The organism is Amycolatopsis camponoti (genome assembly GCF_902497555.1).
Classification (GTDB): Bacteria; Actinomycetota; Actinomycetes; order Mycobacteriales; family Pseudonocardiaceae; genus Amycolatopsis; species Amycolatopsis camponoti.
Window position 1 is genome coordinate 2,880,108 of record NZ_CABVGP010000001.1, and the last position, 15,073, is coordinate 2,895,180.

Annotated in this window: 15 protein-coding genes; 9 read left to right on the forward strand and 6 right to left on the reverse strand. The window is 72.6% G+C overall.

Going from position 1 to position 15,073, the window contains the following annotated elements; genetic code table 11:
- Window positions 1–257: 257 nt before the first annotated feature.
- Window positions 258–1,148 (reverse strand): SAM-dependent methyltransferase, encoded by an 891-nt coding sequence (locus AA23TX_RS13650; protein WP_155542896.1) that lies wholly within the window; start codon window positions 1,146–1,148, stop codon window positions 258–260.
- Window positions 1,149–1,321: 173 nt separating this feature from the next.
- On the opposite strand from AA23TX_RS13650, the gene AA23TX_RS13655 reads away from it, so the two are divergent.
- The 3 genes from AA23TX_RS13655 to AA23TX_RS13665 are packed head-to-tail and all read left to right on the forward strand — an operon-like array spanning window position 1,322 to window position 3,263.
- The gene (locus AA23TX_RS13655) at window positions 1,322–1,693 is read left to right on the forward strand and encodes a GntR family transcriptional regulator (protein WP_196425310.1); all 372 of its coding nucleotides are present in this window, start codon (window positions 1,322–1,324) and stop codon (window positions 1,691–1,693) included.
- Window positions 1,690–2,571, forward strand: a complete 882-nt coding sequence (locus tag AA23TX_RS13660) for an ATP-binding cassette domain-containing protein (protein WP_155542898.1) — start codon at window positions 1,690–1,692, stop codon at window positions 2,569–2,571. Before AA23TX_RS13655 ends, AA23TX_RS13660 begins: the two co-directional genes overlap by 4 nt.
- A complete protein-coding gene (locus tag AA23TX_RS13665; protein ID WP_155542899.1) occupies window positions 2,568–3,263 on the forward strand; it encodes a hypothetical protein in 696 nt (231 codons plus the stop codon). Before AA23TX_RS13660 ends, AA23TX_RS13665 begins: the two co-directional genes overlap by 4 nt.
- Before the next feature lie 111 nt (window positions 3,264–3,374).
- Here the strand turns inward: AA23TX_RS13665 and trpA are convergent, their stop codons facing one another.
- The 3 genes from trpA to trpM all read right to left on the reverse strand — a co-directional run bounded on the left by trpA (window position 3,375) and on the right by trpM (window position 5,661).
- Window positions 3,375–4,163: a tryptophan synthase subunit alpha gene (gene trpA, locus AA23TX_RS13670; protein ID WP_439328767.1), complete on the reverse strand. Its 789-nt coding sequence runs from the start codon at window positions 4,161–4,163 to the stop codon at window positions 3,375–3,377.
- A gap of 2 nt (window positions 4,164–4,165) precedes the next feature.
- On the reverse strand, window positions 4,166–5,395 hold the full coding sequence (gene trpB, locus AA23TX_RS13675) for a tryptophan synthase subunit beta (RefSeq protein WP_155542901.1): 1,230 nt from the start codon (window positions 5,393–5,395) through the stop codon (window positions 4,166–4,168).
- Between the two features lie 101 nt (window positions 5,396–5,496).
- Window positions 5,497–5,661, reverse strand: coding sequence for a tryptophan biosynthesis modulator TrpM (gene trpM / locus AA23TX_RS49575; protein WP_196425311.1), 165 nt, complete (start codon window positions 5,659–5,661; stop codon window positions 5,497–5,499).
- Window positions 5,662–5,833: 172 nt separating this feature from the next.
- On the opposite strand from trpM, the gene AA23TX_RS13680 reads away from it, so the two are divergent.
- The 4 genes from AA23TX_RS13680 (at window position 5,834) to AA23TX_RS13695 (ending at window position 10,744) form a co-directional block, all read left to right on the forward strand.
- The gene (locus tag AA23TX_RS13680; RefSeq protein WP_155542902.1) at window positions 5,834–7,144 is read left to right on the forward strand and encodes an NAD(P)/FAD-dependent oxidoreductase; all 1,311 of its coding nucleotides are present in this window, start codon (window positions 5,834–5,836) and stop codon (window positions 7,142–7,144) included.
- A 45-nt stretch (window positions 7,145–7,189) separates the two neighbouring features.
- Window positions 7,190–8,410 carry a PucR family transcriptional regulator gene (locus AA23TX_RS13685; protein ID WP_155542903.1) on the forward strand — a complete coding sequence of 407 codons (1,221 nt, stop codon included), beginning with the start codon at window positions 7,190–7,192 and terminating at the stop codon, window positions 8,408–8,410.
- A 232-nt stretch (window positions 8,411–8,642) separates the two neighbouring features.
- The gene (locus AA23TX_RS13690; protein WP_155542904.1) at window positions 8,643–9,986 is read left to right on the forward strand and encodes an MFS transporter; all 1,344 of its coding nucleotides are present in this window, start codon (window positions 8,643–8,645) and stop codon (window positions 9,984–9,986) included.
- Window positions 9,983–10,744, forward strand: a complete 762-nt coding sequence (locus tag AA23TX_RS13695; RefSeq protein ID WP_155542905.1) for an N-acyl homoserine lactonase family protein — start codon at window positions 9,983–9,985, stop codon at window positions 10,742–10,744. The genes AA23TX_RS13690 and AA23TX_RS13695 overlap by 4 nt, the downstream gene beginning before the upstream one ends.
- Here AA23TX_RS13695 and AA23TX_RS13700 read toward each other — a convergent pair.
- The gene (locus tag AA23TX_RS13700; RefSeq protein WP_155542906.1) at window positions 10,722–11,378 is read right to left on the reverse strand and encodes a TetR/AcrR family transcriptional regulator; all 657 of its coding nucleotides are present in this window, start codon (window positions 11,376–11,378) and stop codon (window positions 10,722–10,724) included. The genes AA23TX_RS13695 and AA23TX_RS13700 overlap by 23 nt on opposite strands.
- A 135-nt stretch (window positions 11,379–11,513) precedes the next feature.
- Between AA23TX_RS13700 and AA23TX_RS13705 the strand changes: the two genes are divergently transcribed.
- Together AA23TX_RS13705 and AA23TX_RS13710 are read left to right on the forward strand one after the other, a co-directional pair.
- Window positions 11,514–12,446: a shikimate dehydrogenase gene (locus AA23TX_RS13705; RefSeq protein WP_230862622.1), complete on the forward strand. Its 933-nt coding sequence runs from the start codon at window positions 11,514–11,516 to the stop codon at window positions 12,444–12,446.
- Window positions 12,433–14,247, forward strand: a complete 1,815-nt coding sequence (locus AA23TX_RS13710; protein ID WP_155542907.1) for a bifunctional sugar phosphate isomerase/epimerase/4-hydroxyphenylpyruvate dioxygenase family protein — start codon at window positions 12,433–12,435, stop codon at window positions 14,245–14,247. Before AA23TX_RS13705 ends, AA23TX_RS13710 begins: the two co-directional genes overlap by 14 nt.
- 54 nt (window positions 14,248–14,301) lie before the next feature.
- Here the strand turns inward: AA23TX_RS13710 and AA23TX_RS13715 are convergent, their stop codons facing one another.
- A complete protein-coding gene (locus AA23TX_RS13715) occupies window positions 14,302–14,925 on the reverse strand; it encodes a hypothetical protein (RefSeq protein WP_155542908.1) in 624 nt (207 codons plus the stop codon).
- Window positions 14,926–15,073: the final 148 nt, after the last annotated feature.

Here is a 15,073-nt window from a genome sequence, read left to right on the forward strand (position 1 = left end):
CGGGGTACGACGAGAGCAAGGACGGCGGGAAGTCAGCCGATCACTTGCGCCGGAAGTCGGCGAACCAGCGTCAGAGTATGACTGCTGCGTGCACGGGTGTCGTCATGCCACGAACAGTAGCAGCACCGTGACAAGGGGAGCAACACCCGCCCCGCGATGTGAACTGCGCCACAGTGAGTGTCCATTGTGGACGGACACGGGAGTGCGGGGCACGGCGTGGAACCCTGCCGTGCCCGCACTTCCGTCGGCCGTCGTGCTCAGCGGGTCAGCTCGGCGGTCAGGTAGCCGCACCGCGCCATGCCGTCGGTGAAGTCGTCGCCGGGGGTCGCGAACTCGTCCCCGAGCGGCGTCCCCAGCGCCTGCGCGCAGTCGCCGAGCGACCGGAAGCCGACGCGCCAGCCGAGCCCCTCCAGCAGGCCGGCGGTGTCCTCCCGCGGCTCGGCGTTCCACATCTCCCGGATGGGCACGCCGAGGGTGTCGCTCGTGACCTCCAGCCGCGGGTGGTCGCGGAAGGTCGCGACGACGTCCGGCGGCATGTACTCGAGGCACACGCGGCTGCCCGGCAGCGACCGCGTGCCGAGGGTCCGCAGCAGGTCACCCTCCTCCCGCGCGCCCAGGTAGGGCAGCAGGCCTTCGGCCATCCACGCCGTCTTGCGCCCCGGGTCGAACCCCGCGGCGTCCAGGACCGAACCCCAGTCGCCGGCCAGGTCGGCGCGGACCACGTGCCGCCGGCACGGCGGCTCCGCCCCGATGTCGCCGAGCACGGCGTCCTTGAAGTCGAGGACGTCCGGGTGGTCGACCTCGTAGACGTCGATCCCGGCGGTCCACGGCATCCGGAACGCCCGCGCGTCGAGTCCGGCCGCGAGGATCACGACCTGGCCGGCCCCGTCGGCGACGGCCTGGCGCAGGAAGTCGTCGAACACCCGGGTCCGCACGCCGGCGAACCGCGACGAGAGCATCGACTCGCGCTCGACCTCGGCGACGCTCAGCGGAAGCCCGGTGTCCAGCTTCGCGCCGTGGATGAAGCGGACGGCGAAGGGGTCCTCCATCAACCGGTCCGGCCGGCTGCCTTCGACGGCCCGCGCCGAGCAGGCCGCGAAGGCCGTCAGCCCGACGCTCACCGGTACATCGAACTTGGTCTGGGTCATGAGAATGCCAACTCCCCGTGGTCCACGCTGCACTTGACGGCGAGTATCGCGGGGCCCGGTTGGATCCTGGTTGGATCACGGCCGCCTGTCTCCTTCCCCCGACCTTGACAACGGTCCCACCGAGCCTCCATGGTTAGCTACATGAGTAATGAACCGACGAACCGCCCCGTGCGGTGGTCGGCGTGAAGGACGACGGGCGGCCGTTGTTCCTGCAGATCGCCGAGCAGATCGAAGGCTCGATCGTCGACGGCAGCCTGGCCGCGGACACGCAGGTGCCCTCGACCAACGAGCTCGCGGCCTTCCACCGGATCAACCCGGCGACCGCGGCCAAGGGCATCAACCAGCTCGTCTCGGACGGGATCCTCTACAAGAGACGAGGCATCGGCATGTTCGTCGCCACGGACGCCCGCGCGCAGCTGCTGGAGCGGCGGCGCCGGGACTTCACGCGGCAGTTCGTCGCCCCGCTGATGGCGGAGGCGGGCAAGCTCGGCATGGGCGCCGAGGAGATCAAGAAGCTGATCGACGTCTGGGAGCCGCAGCGATGAACGTGGTGCGCACGACCGGGGTGACCAAGCGCTACGGACCCCTCGCCGCGCTCGACGGCGTGAGCCTCGAACTGGCCGGGAACACGATCCACGGCCTGCTGGGCCGCAACGGCGCCGGCAAGACCACGCTGATGCGGATCCTCACCGGGCAGGACTTCGAGACCGGCGGCGCGGTGGAGGTCTTCGGGCAGCACCCGCGCGAGAACGCCGGCGTCCTTTCGCGGGTCTGCTTCGTCAAGGAAAGCCAGCACTACCCGGAGAAGTTCCGGGTGAAGCACGCGCTGCGGGCCGCGGAACTGCTCTACCCGAACTGGGACAGCGCCTACGCCGCGGCGCTGCTGGCGGACTTCGCCGTCCCGGCCGGCGGGCGGATCGGCAAGCTCTCGCGCGGCGGGCTCTCGGCGGTCGGGGTGATCATCGGGCTGGCTTCACGGGCCCCGCTGACCCTGTTCGACGAGCCCTACCTCGGTCTCGACGCCGTCGCGCGGCAGCTGTTCTACGACCGGCTGCTCGCCGACTTCGCCGAGCACCCGCGCACGATCGTGCTCTCCACGCACCTGATCGACGAGGTCAGCGACCTGATCGAACACGTCGTGGTGCTCGACCGCGGCCGGGTGCTCATCGACACCGACGCGGAGTCGCTGCGCGGTGAGGCCGTCGCGGTGACCGGGCCCGCCGGCGCCGTCGAGCGCTTCGCCGCCGGCCACGAGGAACTGCACCGGGAGCGGATCGGCGGGTCCCTGCGCGTCACCCTCACCGGCGCCGTGGACCGGTTCGAGCCCGGGCTGGACTTCGAGCCGGTTTCGCTGCAGCAGCTGGTCGTCCGCACCACCCAAGGCCACGGCGGGCCGGTCGCCGCCGGGAAGGAGTCCCGATGAAACGCGTCCTCGACGTCGCGCGGATCCAGCTGGTCAACTGGCCGGCCCTGCTCGCCTTCCCGCTCGCCATGGTGGCCGTGCTGCCCCTGCTGGGCTGGGGCATCGACGTCTCCAACGGCGACGGCGCGCTCGGCGCGCACGAGATCTACCTGCTGCCGGCCCTGTGGGGCGTGGCCGCCCCCGCGCACCTGCAGTCGATGACGCAGGTGTTCCCCTTTTCGCTCGGGCTCGGCGTGACCCGCCGGACGTTCGCCGCGGCCACCGCGCTGGTCGTCGCCGGCCAGGCCCTGCTCCTCGGGCTCGCGATGGTGGCGCTCGCCGTCGTCGAGCGGTCGACCGGCGGCTGGGGCCGGGAAGCGCGGATCTTCGACCTGGACGTGCTGGGGCGGCACGACCCGTTCGCGCTGTGGTTCATCTACAGTGGACCGCTCGTCGCGGTGTCCGCGATCGGCGTGCTGGCGGGCGTGGTGTTCCAGCGCTGGCACCAGACCGGGATCTACCTCGCGCTCGCCGGTGCCGTCGCGCTGCTCGCCGGGATCAAGGTCCTGGTGGCGAGGCGGAGCTGGTGGCCCGCGATCGGTGACTTCCTCGGCGGGCAGCCGTCGTTCGCGCTGTACACGGTCTATCCCGTGGCGTTCGCGCTGGCACTGGGCGGCGCGGCGTGGCTGGTCCTGCGGCGCGCGACCGCCTGAGGGCCGGTCGCGTGGCGCGCCGAGCGCTCGACGGCCACGTGCTCGCCACGGTCGTCGAACCGGCGAGGTGGGCGGAACCGGGCCGCGCCACCGTGGCGCGGCCCGGGCCCCTCAAACCCCGTGCACTCCGGTCGCGAGCTGCGCCGTCAGCCGCTCGAGCGCCTTCGTGTCCCGCCCTTCGAGGAGCGTTTTCACCAGGGCCGAGCCGACGATCACCCCGTCCGCGAACGTCGCGACATCGGCGGCCCGGCTCGCGTCCGCGATGCCCATCCCGACGCAGACCGGCAGCTCGGTGACCGCGCGGAGCCGCCGCGCCAGAACTCCGGCGGCTTCGTCGACCGAGGCGCGCGCCCCGGTGACGCCCATCAGCGCGGCCGCGTAGACGAACCCGGTCCCGGCCGCGACGGTTTCGCGCAGCTGGGCGTCGGTGCTGCTCGGCGCGACCACGAACACCGTGGCCAGGTCGTGCGCCGCGGCGTGCCGGCGCCATTCCGCGGACTCCGCCACCGGCAGGTCCGGCAGCACGCAGCCCGCCCCGCCGGCCGCGGCCAGCTCGCGGGCGAACCGCTCGACGCCGTAGCGGGACACCGGGTTCCAGTACGACATCACCAGCACCGGCTTGCCCGTCGCGGCGTGGACTTCGCGCACCGTGCGCAGGACGTCGGCGATCCGGACCCCGCCGCGCAGCGCGAGGTCGTCGGCGGTCTGGATGACCGGGCCGTCCAGCACCGGGTCGCTGTGCGGCAGGCCGACCTCGACGATGTCCGCGCCCGCGTCGAGGGTGGCCCGCAGCGCGGCGATCCCGCCGTCGACCGTGGGGAACCCGGCGGGCAGGTACGCGATGAGCGCGGCCCGGCCGGCCGCCTTCGTCCTGGCGAGCGTGTCGGTGAGCGAGCGCAGGCTCATCGCGTGGCCTCCAGTCCGAAGTGGACGGCGGCGGTGTCGAGGTCCTTGTCACCGCGGCCGGAGAGGTTCACCAGGAGGAGGGCGTCCGGGCCGAGCTCGGCGCCGACTTCGAGGGCGCCGGCCAGCGCGTGCGCGCTTTCGATGGCCGGGACGATGCCCTCGGTCGAGGCGAGCAGGCGGAAGGCGTGCATCGCCTCGTCGTCGGTGACCGGGCGGTAGGCGGCGCGGCCGGAGTCGTGCAGGTGCGCGTGTTCCGGGCCGACGCCGGGGTAGTCGAGCCCGGCCGAGATCGACCAGGCTTCGAGGATCTGGCCTTCGTCGTCCTGCAGGACGTAGGAACGCGAGCCGTGCAGGACACCCGGTTCGCCCGCCGACAGCGACGCCGCGTGCTGTCCGCTCGGCACGCCGCGGCCCGCGGCTTCGCAGCCGATCAGGCGCACGCCGGGGTCGTCGAGAAAAGCGTGGAACAGGCCGATCGCGTTGGATCCGCCGCCGACGCAAGCGATTGCGGCGTCGGGGAGCCGTCCCGTCCGCTCGAGGAGCTGGCGGCGGGCTTCGACGCCGATGACGCGCTGGAAGTCGCGGATCATGGCCGGGAACGGGTGCGGCCCGGCGACCGTGCCGAACAGGTAGTGCGTGTCCTCGACGCGGGCGACCCAGTCGCGGAACGTCTCGTTGATGGCGTCCTTGAGGGTGCGGGACCCCGACGTCACCGGGACGACCTCGGCGCCGATCAGTTCCATCCGCGCCACGTTGACCGCCTGGCGGCGCATGTCCGTCTCTCCCATGTAGACGGTGCAGGTGAGGCCGGTCAGCGCGCACGCGGTGGCGGTCGCCACGCCGTGCGAGCCCGCGCCCGTCTCCGCGATGACGCGGGTCTTGCCCATCCGCTCGGCCAGCAGCACCTGGCCGAGCGCGTTGTTGACCTTGTGCGAGCCGGTGTGGTTGAGGTCCTCGCGCTTGAGGAACACCCGCGCGCCCCCGGCGTGCGCGGCGAAGCGCGGCACCTCGGTGAGCGCGCTCGGGCGTCCTACGTAATGGGCGAGCAGGTCCTCGAAGCGGGCGACGAAGGCGGGATCCGCCTTCGCCCGTTCGTATTCGGCGGCTACCTGGTCGACGGCGGCGACGAGCGCCTGCGGGACGAACCGGCCGCCGAAGGCACCGAAGTACCCCTCGGGCGTGGGCAGGGTTCCCGGCGCGGCCGGGTAGAAGAAGGCGTGCTCCATGGCAGATGTGCTCCTGACCCGGGAGGTCCCGGGTGGGTTCGTGGCTGGTCGGGGATCACCGGAGCGCACGACCACGCGGGGTCACCGGGGAAGGGTTTCCCTCAGCGATCCCTCGCGACGCGCGGCGCACGCGGCCATCGCATCCCGTCGACCTGGCCCGCCTCGGAGCCGATCGCGTACCGCACCCGGCGCCCGCGCACGCGCCGCGCGGGCGCCTGGCAGCCACGCGGCCGGCGGCCACGGGCGAAGCAGACGGTGAGGGGCACGCCCGCAGCTTAACCCGCGTGCGCGCGGTCGTGGCAAGGGATTTCGGTCACGCTCCCGGGGCCGATGGACATCCGTTGCCCGCCGCCCGCCCGGAACGCGACAGGTGTCGGGCGACGGCGGGCTCCGGGCGCCGCACACTGGGACGCGGGGAACACCGGGAGGACGAAGACGATGAGTTCGGAAGTCAGCGCGGACGTCGTGGTGGTCGGCGCCGGGGTGATCGGGTCGGCGATCGCGCTCGAACTGGCCAAGGCGGGCCGCCGGGTGGTCGTGGTGGACCGCGCGAGCGGCGCCGGGCAGGGCTCGACGAGCGCGTCGAGTGCTGTGGTGCGGTACAACTTCTCCACCCTGGCCGGGGTGGCCGCCGCGTGGGAGTCGCACTTCTGCTGGTCGGCGTGGGCCGAGCACCTCGGCCACGACGTCGGCGCGCCGGCCCGGTTCGAACGCTGCGGCCTGGTCGTGCTCGACGTGCCGGTCGCCCCGCGAGCCGGCTGGCTGCCGCTGTTCGACCAGGTCGGCGTGCCCTACGAAGAGTGGGACAGCGCCACCCTCGCCGAACGCGTCCCCGGGATCGACACCGGCCGGTTCTGGCCGCCCAAGCGCATCGACGACGACGCTTTCGGGGCCGACGCCACGGAGACGCTCGGCGGCGTCTACACACCGGACGCCGGGTACGTCACCGATCCGCGGCTCGCCGCGCAGAACCTGGCGGCGGCGGCCGCCGAGGAAGGCGCGGCGTTCCGGTTCCGCGCCACGGTGTCCGGTGTGGAGTCCGGCGGCGGCCGGGTGAGCGCGGTGGTCCTCGCGGACGGCACGAAGATCTCCGCGCCGGTCGTGGTCAACGCCGCGGGACCGTGGTCGGGCCGGCTCAACGCCCTGGCCGGGGCCGGCTCGGACTTCACGATCGGCGTGCGGCCGCTGCGGCAGGAGGTCGCGCACGTGCTCGCCCCCGAGGGCTACCACCCGGCAGGCGGGGTCGGCCCCGCGGTGGCGGACATGGACCTGGGGACCTACTTCCGCGGCGAGGTCGGCGGCGGCCTGCTCGTCGGCGGCACCGAGCCGGAGTGCGACCCGCTGCAGTGGCTCGACGACCCGGACGACGCCGGCCCGAACCCGACCATGGCGGTGTTCGAAGCCCAAGTGACGCGCGCGGCGCGCCGGCTGCCCGGGCTGCGGGTGCCGAACCGCGCCCGCGGGGTCGTCGGCGTGTACGACGCCGCCGACGACTGGACGCCGATCTACGACCGCACCGGGCTGCCGGGGTTCTACGTCGCGATGGGCACCAGCGGCAACCAGTTCAAGAACGCCCCCGTCGTCGGCAGGCTCATGGCGACGCTGATCGAGCAGGTCGAGTCCGGCGCCGACCACGACACCGAGCCGGTCCGCTACAAGGGGGTCCACACCGGCCTGGAGATCGACCTGGGCGCGTTCTCCCGCAAGAGGAAACGCAACACCGGCAGCTCGGGCACGGTGATGGGCTGAGCGGGTCCCGCTGGGCTAGCGTGGCAGGCAGCCGGAAGGGGTGCCGTGTCCGATCGCGATCTCCAGTCCATCGTGGACGAACTCGCCGAGCGCCTGCGGCGGTCGGTCGCGATCGACGACCCCGCCATCCGCCTGCTCGCCGCGAGCCGCCACTTCGGTGACGAGGACGCCGTGCGCGTCAGCTCGGTCATGAACCGGTCGGTGGGGCCGGAGATCGTCGACCGCGTCCTCGCCCAGGGCATCGCCCGGTGGGTCGCACCCGGCGTCGTCGACGTCGAGGGTGCGCTGCCGCGGCTGTGCGCGCCGGTGCGGTGCAACGGCATGCTGCTCGGGTACCTGTGGCTGATCGACGAGGACGGCACGTTCACCGACCACGAGGTGACGTCCGCCGGCGAGGCCGCCGCGTCCGCCGGCGCGATGCTGCTGCGCCGGCTGCTGCTCCACGAGCGCTCGAAGGCGCGGCAGGAGGGGATCCTGCGCGAGCTCGTCTCCGGCGACCTCGCGGTGCGCGCGCAGGCGATCGAAGACCTGCGCGCCGAACAGCTCTTCGGGGACGAGAGCACGTGTTTCACCGTGCTCGCCGTGCACGGCCCGGCGTCGGACGCGACCGCCGCGCCGCGGGAGGTCGCGTTCGAGGCGGCGGTCGAAGACGGGATCCGCGCGATCACCGACGACGTCGCGCTGATGGCGGCGAACCGGTCGCGCGCGTGGATCCTGCTCGTCCAGCGGGTTCCGCCGTCCCGCGGCCTGGTCGAGGCGGTCGCCGAGCGGATCACCGCCCGCTTCCGGCGGCTCGGCGACGAAAACGGCCGGCCGGTGTTCGGGCTCGGCGGCACCGTCGCGAGCCTCGGCGAGGTCGTCACGTCGTACCGGCAGGCGCTGCTGGCCACGCGGGCGGCGTTGCTGCTGCCCGGCACCGGCGCCGTGGCGCGCTGGGGCGAGCTGGGGCCGTACGAGCTCCTGCTGAAGCTCCCGGCCGAAGACCTCCTCGACGCGTCGTCGGTGCCGGCGCTCGCGGCGGTCGAGCGCGAGGACACCCACGACGTCCTGATCGCGTCGCTGACCGATTTCTTCGACCACGGCGGGAACATCCAGCGCGCCGCCGACTCGCTGCGCATCCACCGCACGACGCTGTACCAGCGGCTCAAGCGGATCGAGCAGATCACCGGCTGCAGCCTGGACTCCGGCGACGACCGGCTGATGCTGCACCTCGGGCTCAAGCTGCGGATGATCGCCGCCGCGTACCGCGAGCACCCGGGCCGCTGAGGACGACGAACGCTTCCCGCCCCGCCGGACGCGACATCCGGCGGGGGCCGGACAGCCGTATAACGCCCTATGCGGCCCGGCGCACGAGTCGATCAACTCGGCCCGCGGTCGCCGGAAAATCGGCACTTGACAAGCTCGCGGTCGCCGTTCAATCTCTCTAATTAACCGTACGGTACATACCTGACCGGTTAGTTACTGGGACTGCACCGGCGCACCCGCGGAGGAGATTGACGTGACCGATCGTCCGGATGGCGCAGCCGCGCCCGTGGGTAGGCCGGCCAAGGCGGCCCTGGCCGCGTGGATCGGCAGCGCCCTCGAGTACTACGACTTCTTCATCTACGGCACGGCGGCCGCGCTGGTCTTCAACAAGATCTTCTTCCCCGCCTCCTCGCCCGCGACCGGCACGCTGCTCGCCCTGTCGACCTTCGGTGTCGGCTACGTGTCGCGGCCGCTCGGGGCGCTGCTGCTGGGGCACCTGGGGGACAAGTTCGGCCGCAAACGCGTGCTGCTGGCCACCTTGCTGCTGATGGGACTGTCCACTGTGCTCGTCGGCTGCCTGCCGGGCTACGGGACGCTGGGCGTCGCCGCCCCCGTCCTGCTGGTTGCGCTGCGGCTGCTGCAGGGCCTCTCGGCCGGCGGGGAGCAGGCCAGCGCGAACTCCATGAGCCTCGAGCACGCTCCCGAACACCGGCGCGCCTACTACACGAGCTTCACGCTCAGCGGCACCCAAGCCGGGCAGATCCTGGCGACCGCGGTGTTCCTGCCGGTCGCCGCGTTGCCGCAGGACCAGCTGCTGTCCTGGGGCTGGCGGGTGCCGTTCTGGCTCAGCGCCGTCGTGGTGCTGGTGGGCTACTACATCCGCCGTTCGCTGGACGAGACCCCGGTGTTCCAGGAAGAGGTCGCGAGTGGCGAAGTCGTGAAGCTGCCGCTGGCCGTGCTGCTGCGCGACCACTGGGCCGACGTCCTGCGCGTGGTCGTGGCCGCCCTGATCGCGTCCGTCAGCACGATCTTCACCGTCTACGCGCTCAGCTACGCCGTGAACACGGTGGGCTTGAACAAGACCCCGATGCTGTGGGTCGGCGTGCTGGCCAACGTCGCCGCCGTGGTCTCGATCCCCTTGTGGGCCAAGTTTTCCGACCGCTTCGGGCGCAAGCGGATCTTCATGGCCGGCTCACTGGGCTGCGCGATCCTGATCTTCCCGTACCTGGGCGCCATCGCGGCCGGCAGCTACCTCTGGATCTTCGTCGTCGGCATCGCGATGTTCGGCATCGTCTACACCGCCACGAGCGCCGTGTGGCCGTCGTTCTACGGCGAGATGTTCCCGGCCCGGGTGCGCTTGTCGGGCACCGCGATCGGGACCCAGATCGGGTTCGCGATCAGCGGGTTCCTGCCCACCATCGCGGTCGGCGTCACCGGGACGGGCCACGGCGCGTGGGTGGGCGTCGCGGTCTTCACCGCCGCCTTGTGCCTCGTCAACGTGATCGCCGTGGCCACCGGGAAGGAGACCTACCGGGTGCCGACCGCGCGGCTGGGCCTCAAGGACCCCGCGCGCGACGAGGTCGCCGTTCCGCGATGAGCGAGTTCGAGGTCTACGCGCTCTGCTACGGACGGCGCACGGGGTTCCGCGGTGAGCACTTCCTGGGCCACGGCCCGGATTCCGCGGAACCCCACCCGACCGCCTACTACGTCTGGCTGGCGGTGTCGCCGGAGCACACGGTGCTCGTCGACGCGGGCATCCGGGCTTCGCGGGCCCGCGAAATCCCCGGGCTGGACTACGTCGAACCCGGCCGGCTGCTGGCCGAACTCGGTGCGGTCCCGGACATCGTCGTGCTGACGCACCTGCACTACGACCACTGCGGCACGGTGGCCGACTTCCCGGGAGCGAGGTTCGTGGTCCAGCAGTCCGAAGTGGACTACTGGACCGGCCCGTGGGCCAAGCGGATCGAGCGGGAGCGGTGGCTGCTCGACGAAGTGGCCCTCGACCACGTGCTGGCCGGGCCGCTCGACCTCGTCGACGGCGACGCCGAGGTCGTGCCCGGGCTGAGCGTCCACCTGGTCGGCGGGCACACCGCCGGGATGCAGGTCGTCCGCGTCGGGACGGCCGCCGGCCCGGTGGTGCTGGCCTCGGACGCCGCCCACTTCCACGAGAACCTCGAGAACGACCACCCGGCGCCGCTGCTGCACTCGATGACCGGCGTCTACGGCGCTTTCGACCGGGTTCGCGAACTGGCGGGCGCCGGCCCGGTGGTTCCGGGACACGACCCGGAGGTGCTCGGCCGGTACCCGCCGGCGGGGGAGCGGATCGTGCGGATCAGCGCGTCGTCAGGTAGCTGACGAGCATGTCGGCGACCATGCGCCGGTGGTGGTCGCGCAGGGCCGGGTCGAGCATGTCGCGGTCGAAGATGGCGTTGAACGTGTAGCGGTTCGCGGTGCGGAACACGCAGAACGCGCTGATGGCCATGTGCACGTCGAGCGCGTCGACGTCTTCGCGGAACTGCCCGGCTTCGCGGCCGCGCGCGAGGATGCGGGTGAGCACGTCGAGCGCCGGGTTGGCGAGGTTGGACAGCGCGGTCGACCGGGCGATGTGCTCGGCGCGGTGGATGTTCTCGATGCTGACCAGCCGCACGAAGTCCGGGTGGGACTCGTGGTGGTCGAAGGTGAGCCCGGCGAGCTGCCGGATCGCCTCGGCCGGGTCGAGGTGGTCGACGTCGAGGTCCTGCTCGAGGGAGCGGATGACCGTGTAGGCGCGTTCGAGCACCTCGACGAACAGCTGGTCCTTGTTGGTGAAGTAGTAGTAGATCATCCGCTTGGTGGTGCGGGTCTTCGCGGCGATCTCGTCCACGCGGGCGCCGTCGAAGCCCTTCTCGGCGAACTCGCGGGCGGCGGTGTCGAGGATCTCGGCGCGCGTCCGGTCCGCGTCGCGGATGCGTCCGCGGTTCGCCACTGCGTCCGACGATGGTGCGGCCACGGACTTCCTTCCTCGCTTCGGCTGACGTCCCAGCTGATGTCCCCACTGTAGGACGTCGCCGCTGCCCTTCCCGGCGGCGACACCATGAGGTACAAATAACGTACTGGTTCGTACATTAGGGGAGCGCTCGTGACCTTGTCTTCAGCCGTCGACGCGATCCGCGCGCACGCCGCGCGGGCGACCCCGGGCACGGTGCTCACCGGGCTGATCGGCGCGGGCATCGGGCCGTCGCTGAGCCCGCCGCTGCACGAGACCGAGGCACGCCGGCTCGGGGTGGACCTGGTCTACGCCCGCTTCGACCTCGACGAACTCGACGTGCCGGCCACCGCCGTCGGTCCACTGCTGACGGCGGCTCGCGAGGCCGGGTACCGCGGGCTGAACATCACGCACCCGTGCAAGCAGGTGGTGGTGGAGCACCTGGACGAGCTGTCCCCGGACGCCGCCGCGCTGGCGGCGGTCAACACCGTGGTGTTCGAGGGAGGCCGCGCGGTCGGGCACAACACCGACTGGTCCGGCTTCGCGCGCGGCCTCCGGACCGGGCTGCCGGAAGTGGCGCTCGGGTCCGTGGTGCTGCTCGGCGCCGGCGGCGCGGGAGCCGCGGTGGCACACGGCCTGCTCACGGCGGGGGCGGGCCGGGTTCAGGTCTTCGACCTCGACGCCGGCCGCGCGACGGAGCTAGCCGTGGCTCTCGCCGATCGGTTCGGGGCGGGTCGCGCGTCCGCCGGCGCGGATCTCGAGGCGGCGCTGAGCGCCGCGGACGGGCTCGTCCACGCCACCCCTACCGGCATGGCCGCCCACCCGGGCCTACCGGTGCCGGCCGGCCTGCTGCGCCCCGATCTCTGGATCGCCGAGGTCGTCTACCGGCCGCTCGAAACCGAGCTGGTCCGCGCCGCGCGCGCCGTCGGGGCGCGGGTGCTCGACGGTGGCCGCATGGCGGTGTTCCAGGCCGCCGAGGCCTTCGCGTTGTTCACCGGCGCCGAACCCGATGCCGCGCGGATGGCGCGTCACTTCGCCACGCTCACCGAAACCACTCCCGCGGAAAGGCAGCCCGCCGATGTCCTCGACTGAAGCCCGCCGTTCGATCGCCACCGTCTGCCTGTCCGGCACCCTGGAGGACAAGCTGACCGCGGCCGCCCGCGCCGGGTTCGACGGGGTGGAGATCTTCGAGAACGACCTCGTCGCGTCGTCGTGGTCGGCGAAGGAGATCGGCGAGCACTGCGCGGAGCTGGGGCTGTCGATCGACCTGTACCAGCCCTTCCGCGACTTCGAAGCGGTGCCGCCGGACGTGCTCGCCCGCAACCTCCGGCGCGCCGAGCTGAAGTTCGACGTCATGGACCAGCTCGGCGTCGACACGATGCTGGTCTGCTCCACGGTGTCGCCGGACGCGGTCGACGACGACGACCTCGCCGCCGAGCAGCTGCACCTGCTCGCCGAGCGCGCCGCGGCGCGCGGCATCCGGATCGCCTACGAAGCGCTGGCGTGGGGCCGGTTCGTCAACACCTACGAGCACTCGTGGCGCATCGTGCGCCGCGCCGCGCACCCCGCGCTCGGGCTGTGCCTGGACAGCTTCCACATCCTGTCGCGGGGCAGCGACCCGGCCGCGATCCGCACGATCCCCGGCGAGAAGCTGTTCTTCCTGCAGCTGGCCGACGCACCGAGGCTGCAGATGGACGTCCTGCAGTGGAGCAGGCACCACCGGCTCTTCCCCGGCCAGGGCGCGTTCGACCTGACCGCGTTCACCGGGCACGTGCTCGCGGCCGGCTACCGCGGGCCGTTGTCCCTGGAGGTGTTCAACGACGTCTTCCGCCAGGCCGACCCGGGACCGGCGGCGGTCGACGCGATGCGGTCGCTGCTCGGCCTGCAGGAGACGCTCGGGAGCGCGGACCTGCCGCCCGCCCCGGCGCTCGCCGGGCACGCGTTCGTCGAGCTGGCGGCCGACGCCTCGGCCGAGCCGGAGGTGGCGGAAGCGTTGCGGGGACTCGGTTTCGCCGAGACGGGCCGGCACCGGTCCAAGCCGGTCCGGTTGTGGCAGCAGGGAACCGCCCGGATCCTGCTCAACAGCTCCGGGCCGGCGACGGGCGCGTCGGTCGGCGCGGTCGCCGTCGAGAGCGCGGACCCGGTCGCGTCGGCCCGGCGCGCCCAGCGGCTGCTCGCGCCGATCCTCCCGCGCAGCCACCGCGTCGACGAGGCGGACCTGTCGGCGATCGCCGCGCCCGACGGGACCTCGGTCTTCTTCTGCCGCACCGGCACCGCGGACGGCTGGCTCGGCGACTTCACGGAAACCCCGGCGGTGGGCGAAGAGGCCGGGGTGACGGGGATCGACCACCTGGCCCTGACCCAGCCGTTCGACCACTTCGACGAGGCGGCGTTGTTCTACCGCGCGGTCCTCGGCCTGGAGCCGGAGCCGGTGACGGAGTTCGCGGCGCCGTTCGGGCTGGTGCGCAGCCGCACGGTGGCCGACCCGTCCGGCCGGGTCCGCATCGCGCTCGAATCGGCCCTGCTGCGGCGGGGCGAGTGGGCGCCGGCGGTGCGGGAGCCGCAACGGATCGCGTTGAGCACCGGCGACGCACTGGCGAGCGCCCGCCGGATGCGCGAGCTGGGGGCGCCGCTGCTCGAGATCCCGGGCAACTACTACGACGACCTCGACGCCCGGCTCGCTCCGGACCCCTCGCTGCTGACGGCGTTGCGGCAGCAGTCGGTGCTGTACGACCGCGACGAGCGTGGCGAGCTGCTGCACTTCTTCACCGTCGTGCTCGGCGGCCGCGTGTTCTTCGAGGTGGTGCAACGGATCGGCGGCTACGCGGGCGACGGCGCCGTGAACTCCCCGGTGCGGATGGCCGCCCACCGCAGGCAGCGGCGCGACGCATGACGCCGTGACGAGAGCGGGAACCACAACCGGTCCCGGCGGTGGTTCCCGCGCGGGTCAGTTCTTCCAGACCACCGGGGACTTGTCGTAGCCGTCGCCCTTGTCGTAGGTCGCGGAGCCGACCTCGCTGCCTTCGCGGGCGCCCTGCAGCGTGCACGTCTCGAACTTCGCGCCCGCCTTGGTGAAGTCCTTGCCCGCCGTGCCGGACTTGCACTGATCGGTGCTGCCGGTGATGATCACGCCGGTGGAGCGGCTGTCGGCGCCGAGGGCGCGCAGGCTCACCGAGGAGTAGGCCAGGTCGGCGCCGTCGACGTTCTCGACGGTCGCGCGCAGGTAGAACGGCGTGATGCCCTTCGCCTTGTCGCCGTACTTCGCGAGGTCGGCGTTGGCGCCCTTCTCGATCGCCGTCACGGTGATCGCGATCGTGCCGGACTTCGTCGTGCCGTACTTGAACGGGACCACCGCGCGCTCGCCGACCTTCAGCTCGGTGCCGGGCTTCGTGACGTCACCGACGGGCGCGGCCGCTTCCGTGGACGACTCCGGGGAAGTCGTCGCCGAGTCCGAGGCCGGAGCGCCGGTGGGGGCGGCGGGCGCGGCCTGACCGGACTCCTCGCCGCACGCGGACAGCAGGAAAGTGGCGGCGCAGGCGGCGAGCAGCGCGGTGGTGCGGACGTGCTTCATGGATCTCCTCGGACAGCCCGCCGGACGGGTTCCGGCCGGGGCGGAGCCGGGCGCCGCGACCGCCCCCAGACGGTCGCGGCCGGAACGGGGCGCCCTCGCGGCTCCGTCAGCGGGACGCTAACCCGGACGCCGCACCGGCGGTGTGGTC

Bases quoted from the DNA above. Each gene is read 5' to 3' on its own strand.
- AA23TX_RS13665 (WP_155542899.1), top strand. From the start codon at position 2,568: ATGAAACGCGTCCTCGACGTCGCGCGGATCCAGCTGGTCAACTGGCCG.
- AA23TX_RS13715 (WP_155542908.1), bottom strand. From the start codon at position 14,925: ATGAAGCACGTCCGCACCACCGCGCTGCTCGCCGCCTGCGCCGCCACT.
- AA23TX_RS13695 (WP_155542905.1), top strand. From the start codon at position 9,983: ATGAGCGAGTTCGAGGTCTACGCGCTCTGCTACGGACGGCGCACGGGG.
- AA23TX_RS13660 (WP_155542898.1), top strand. From the start codon at position 1,690: ATGAACGTGGTGCGCACGACCGGGGTGACCAAGCGCTACGGACCCCTC.
- AA23TX_RS13710 (WP_155542907.1), top strand. From the start codon at position 12,433: ATGTCCTCGACTGAAGCCCGCCGTTCGATCGCCACCGTCTGCCTGTCC.
- trpB (WP_155542901.1), bottom strand. From the start codon at position 5,395: ATGGAGCACGCCTTCTTCTACCCGGCCGCGCCGGGAACCCTGCCCACG.
- AA23TX_RS13650 (WP_155542896.1), bottom strand. From the start codon at position 1,148: ATGACCCAGACCAAGTTCGATGTACCGGTGAGCGTCGGGCTGACGGCC.
- AA23TX_RS13680 (WP_155542902.1), top strand. From the start codon at position 5,834: ATGAGTTCGGAAGTCAGCGCGGACGTCGTGGTGGTCGGCGCCGGGGTG.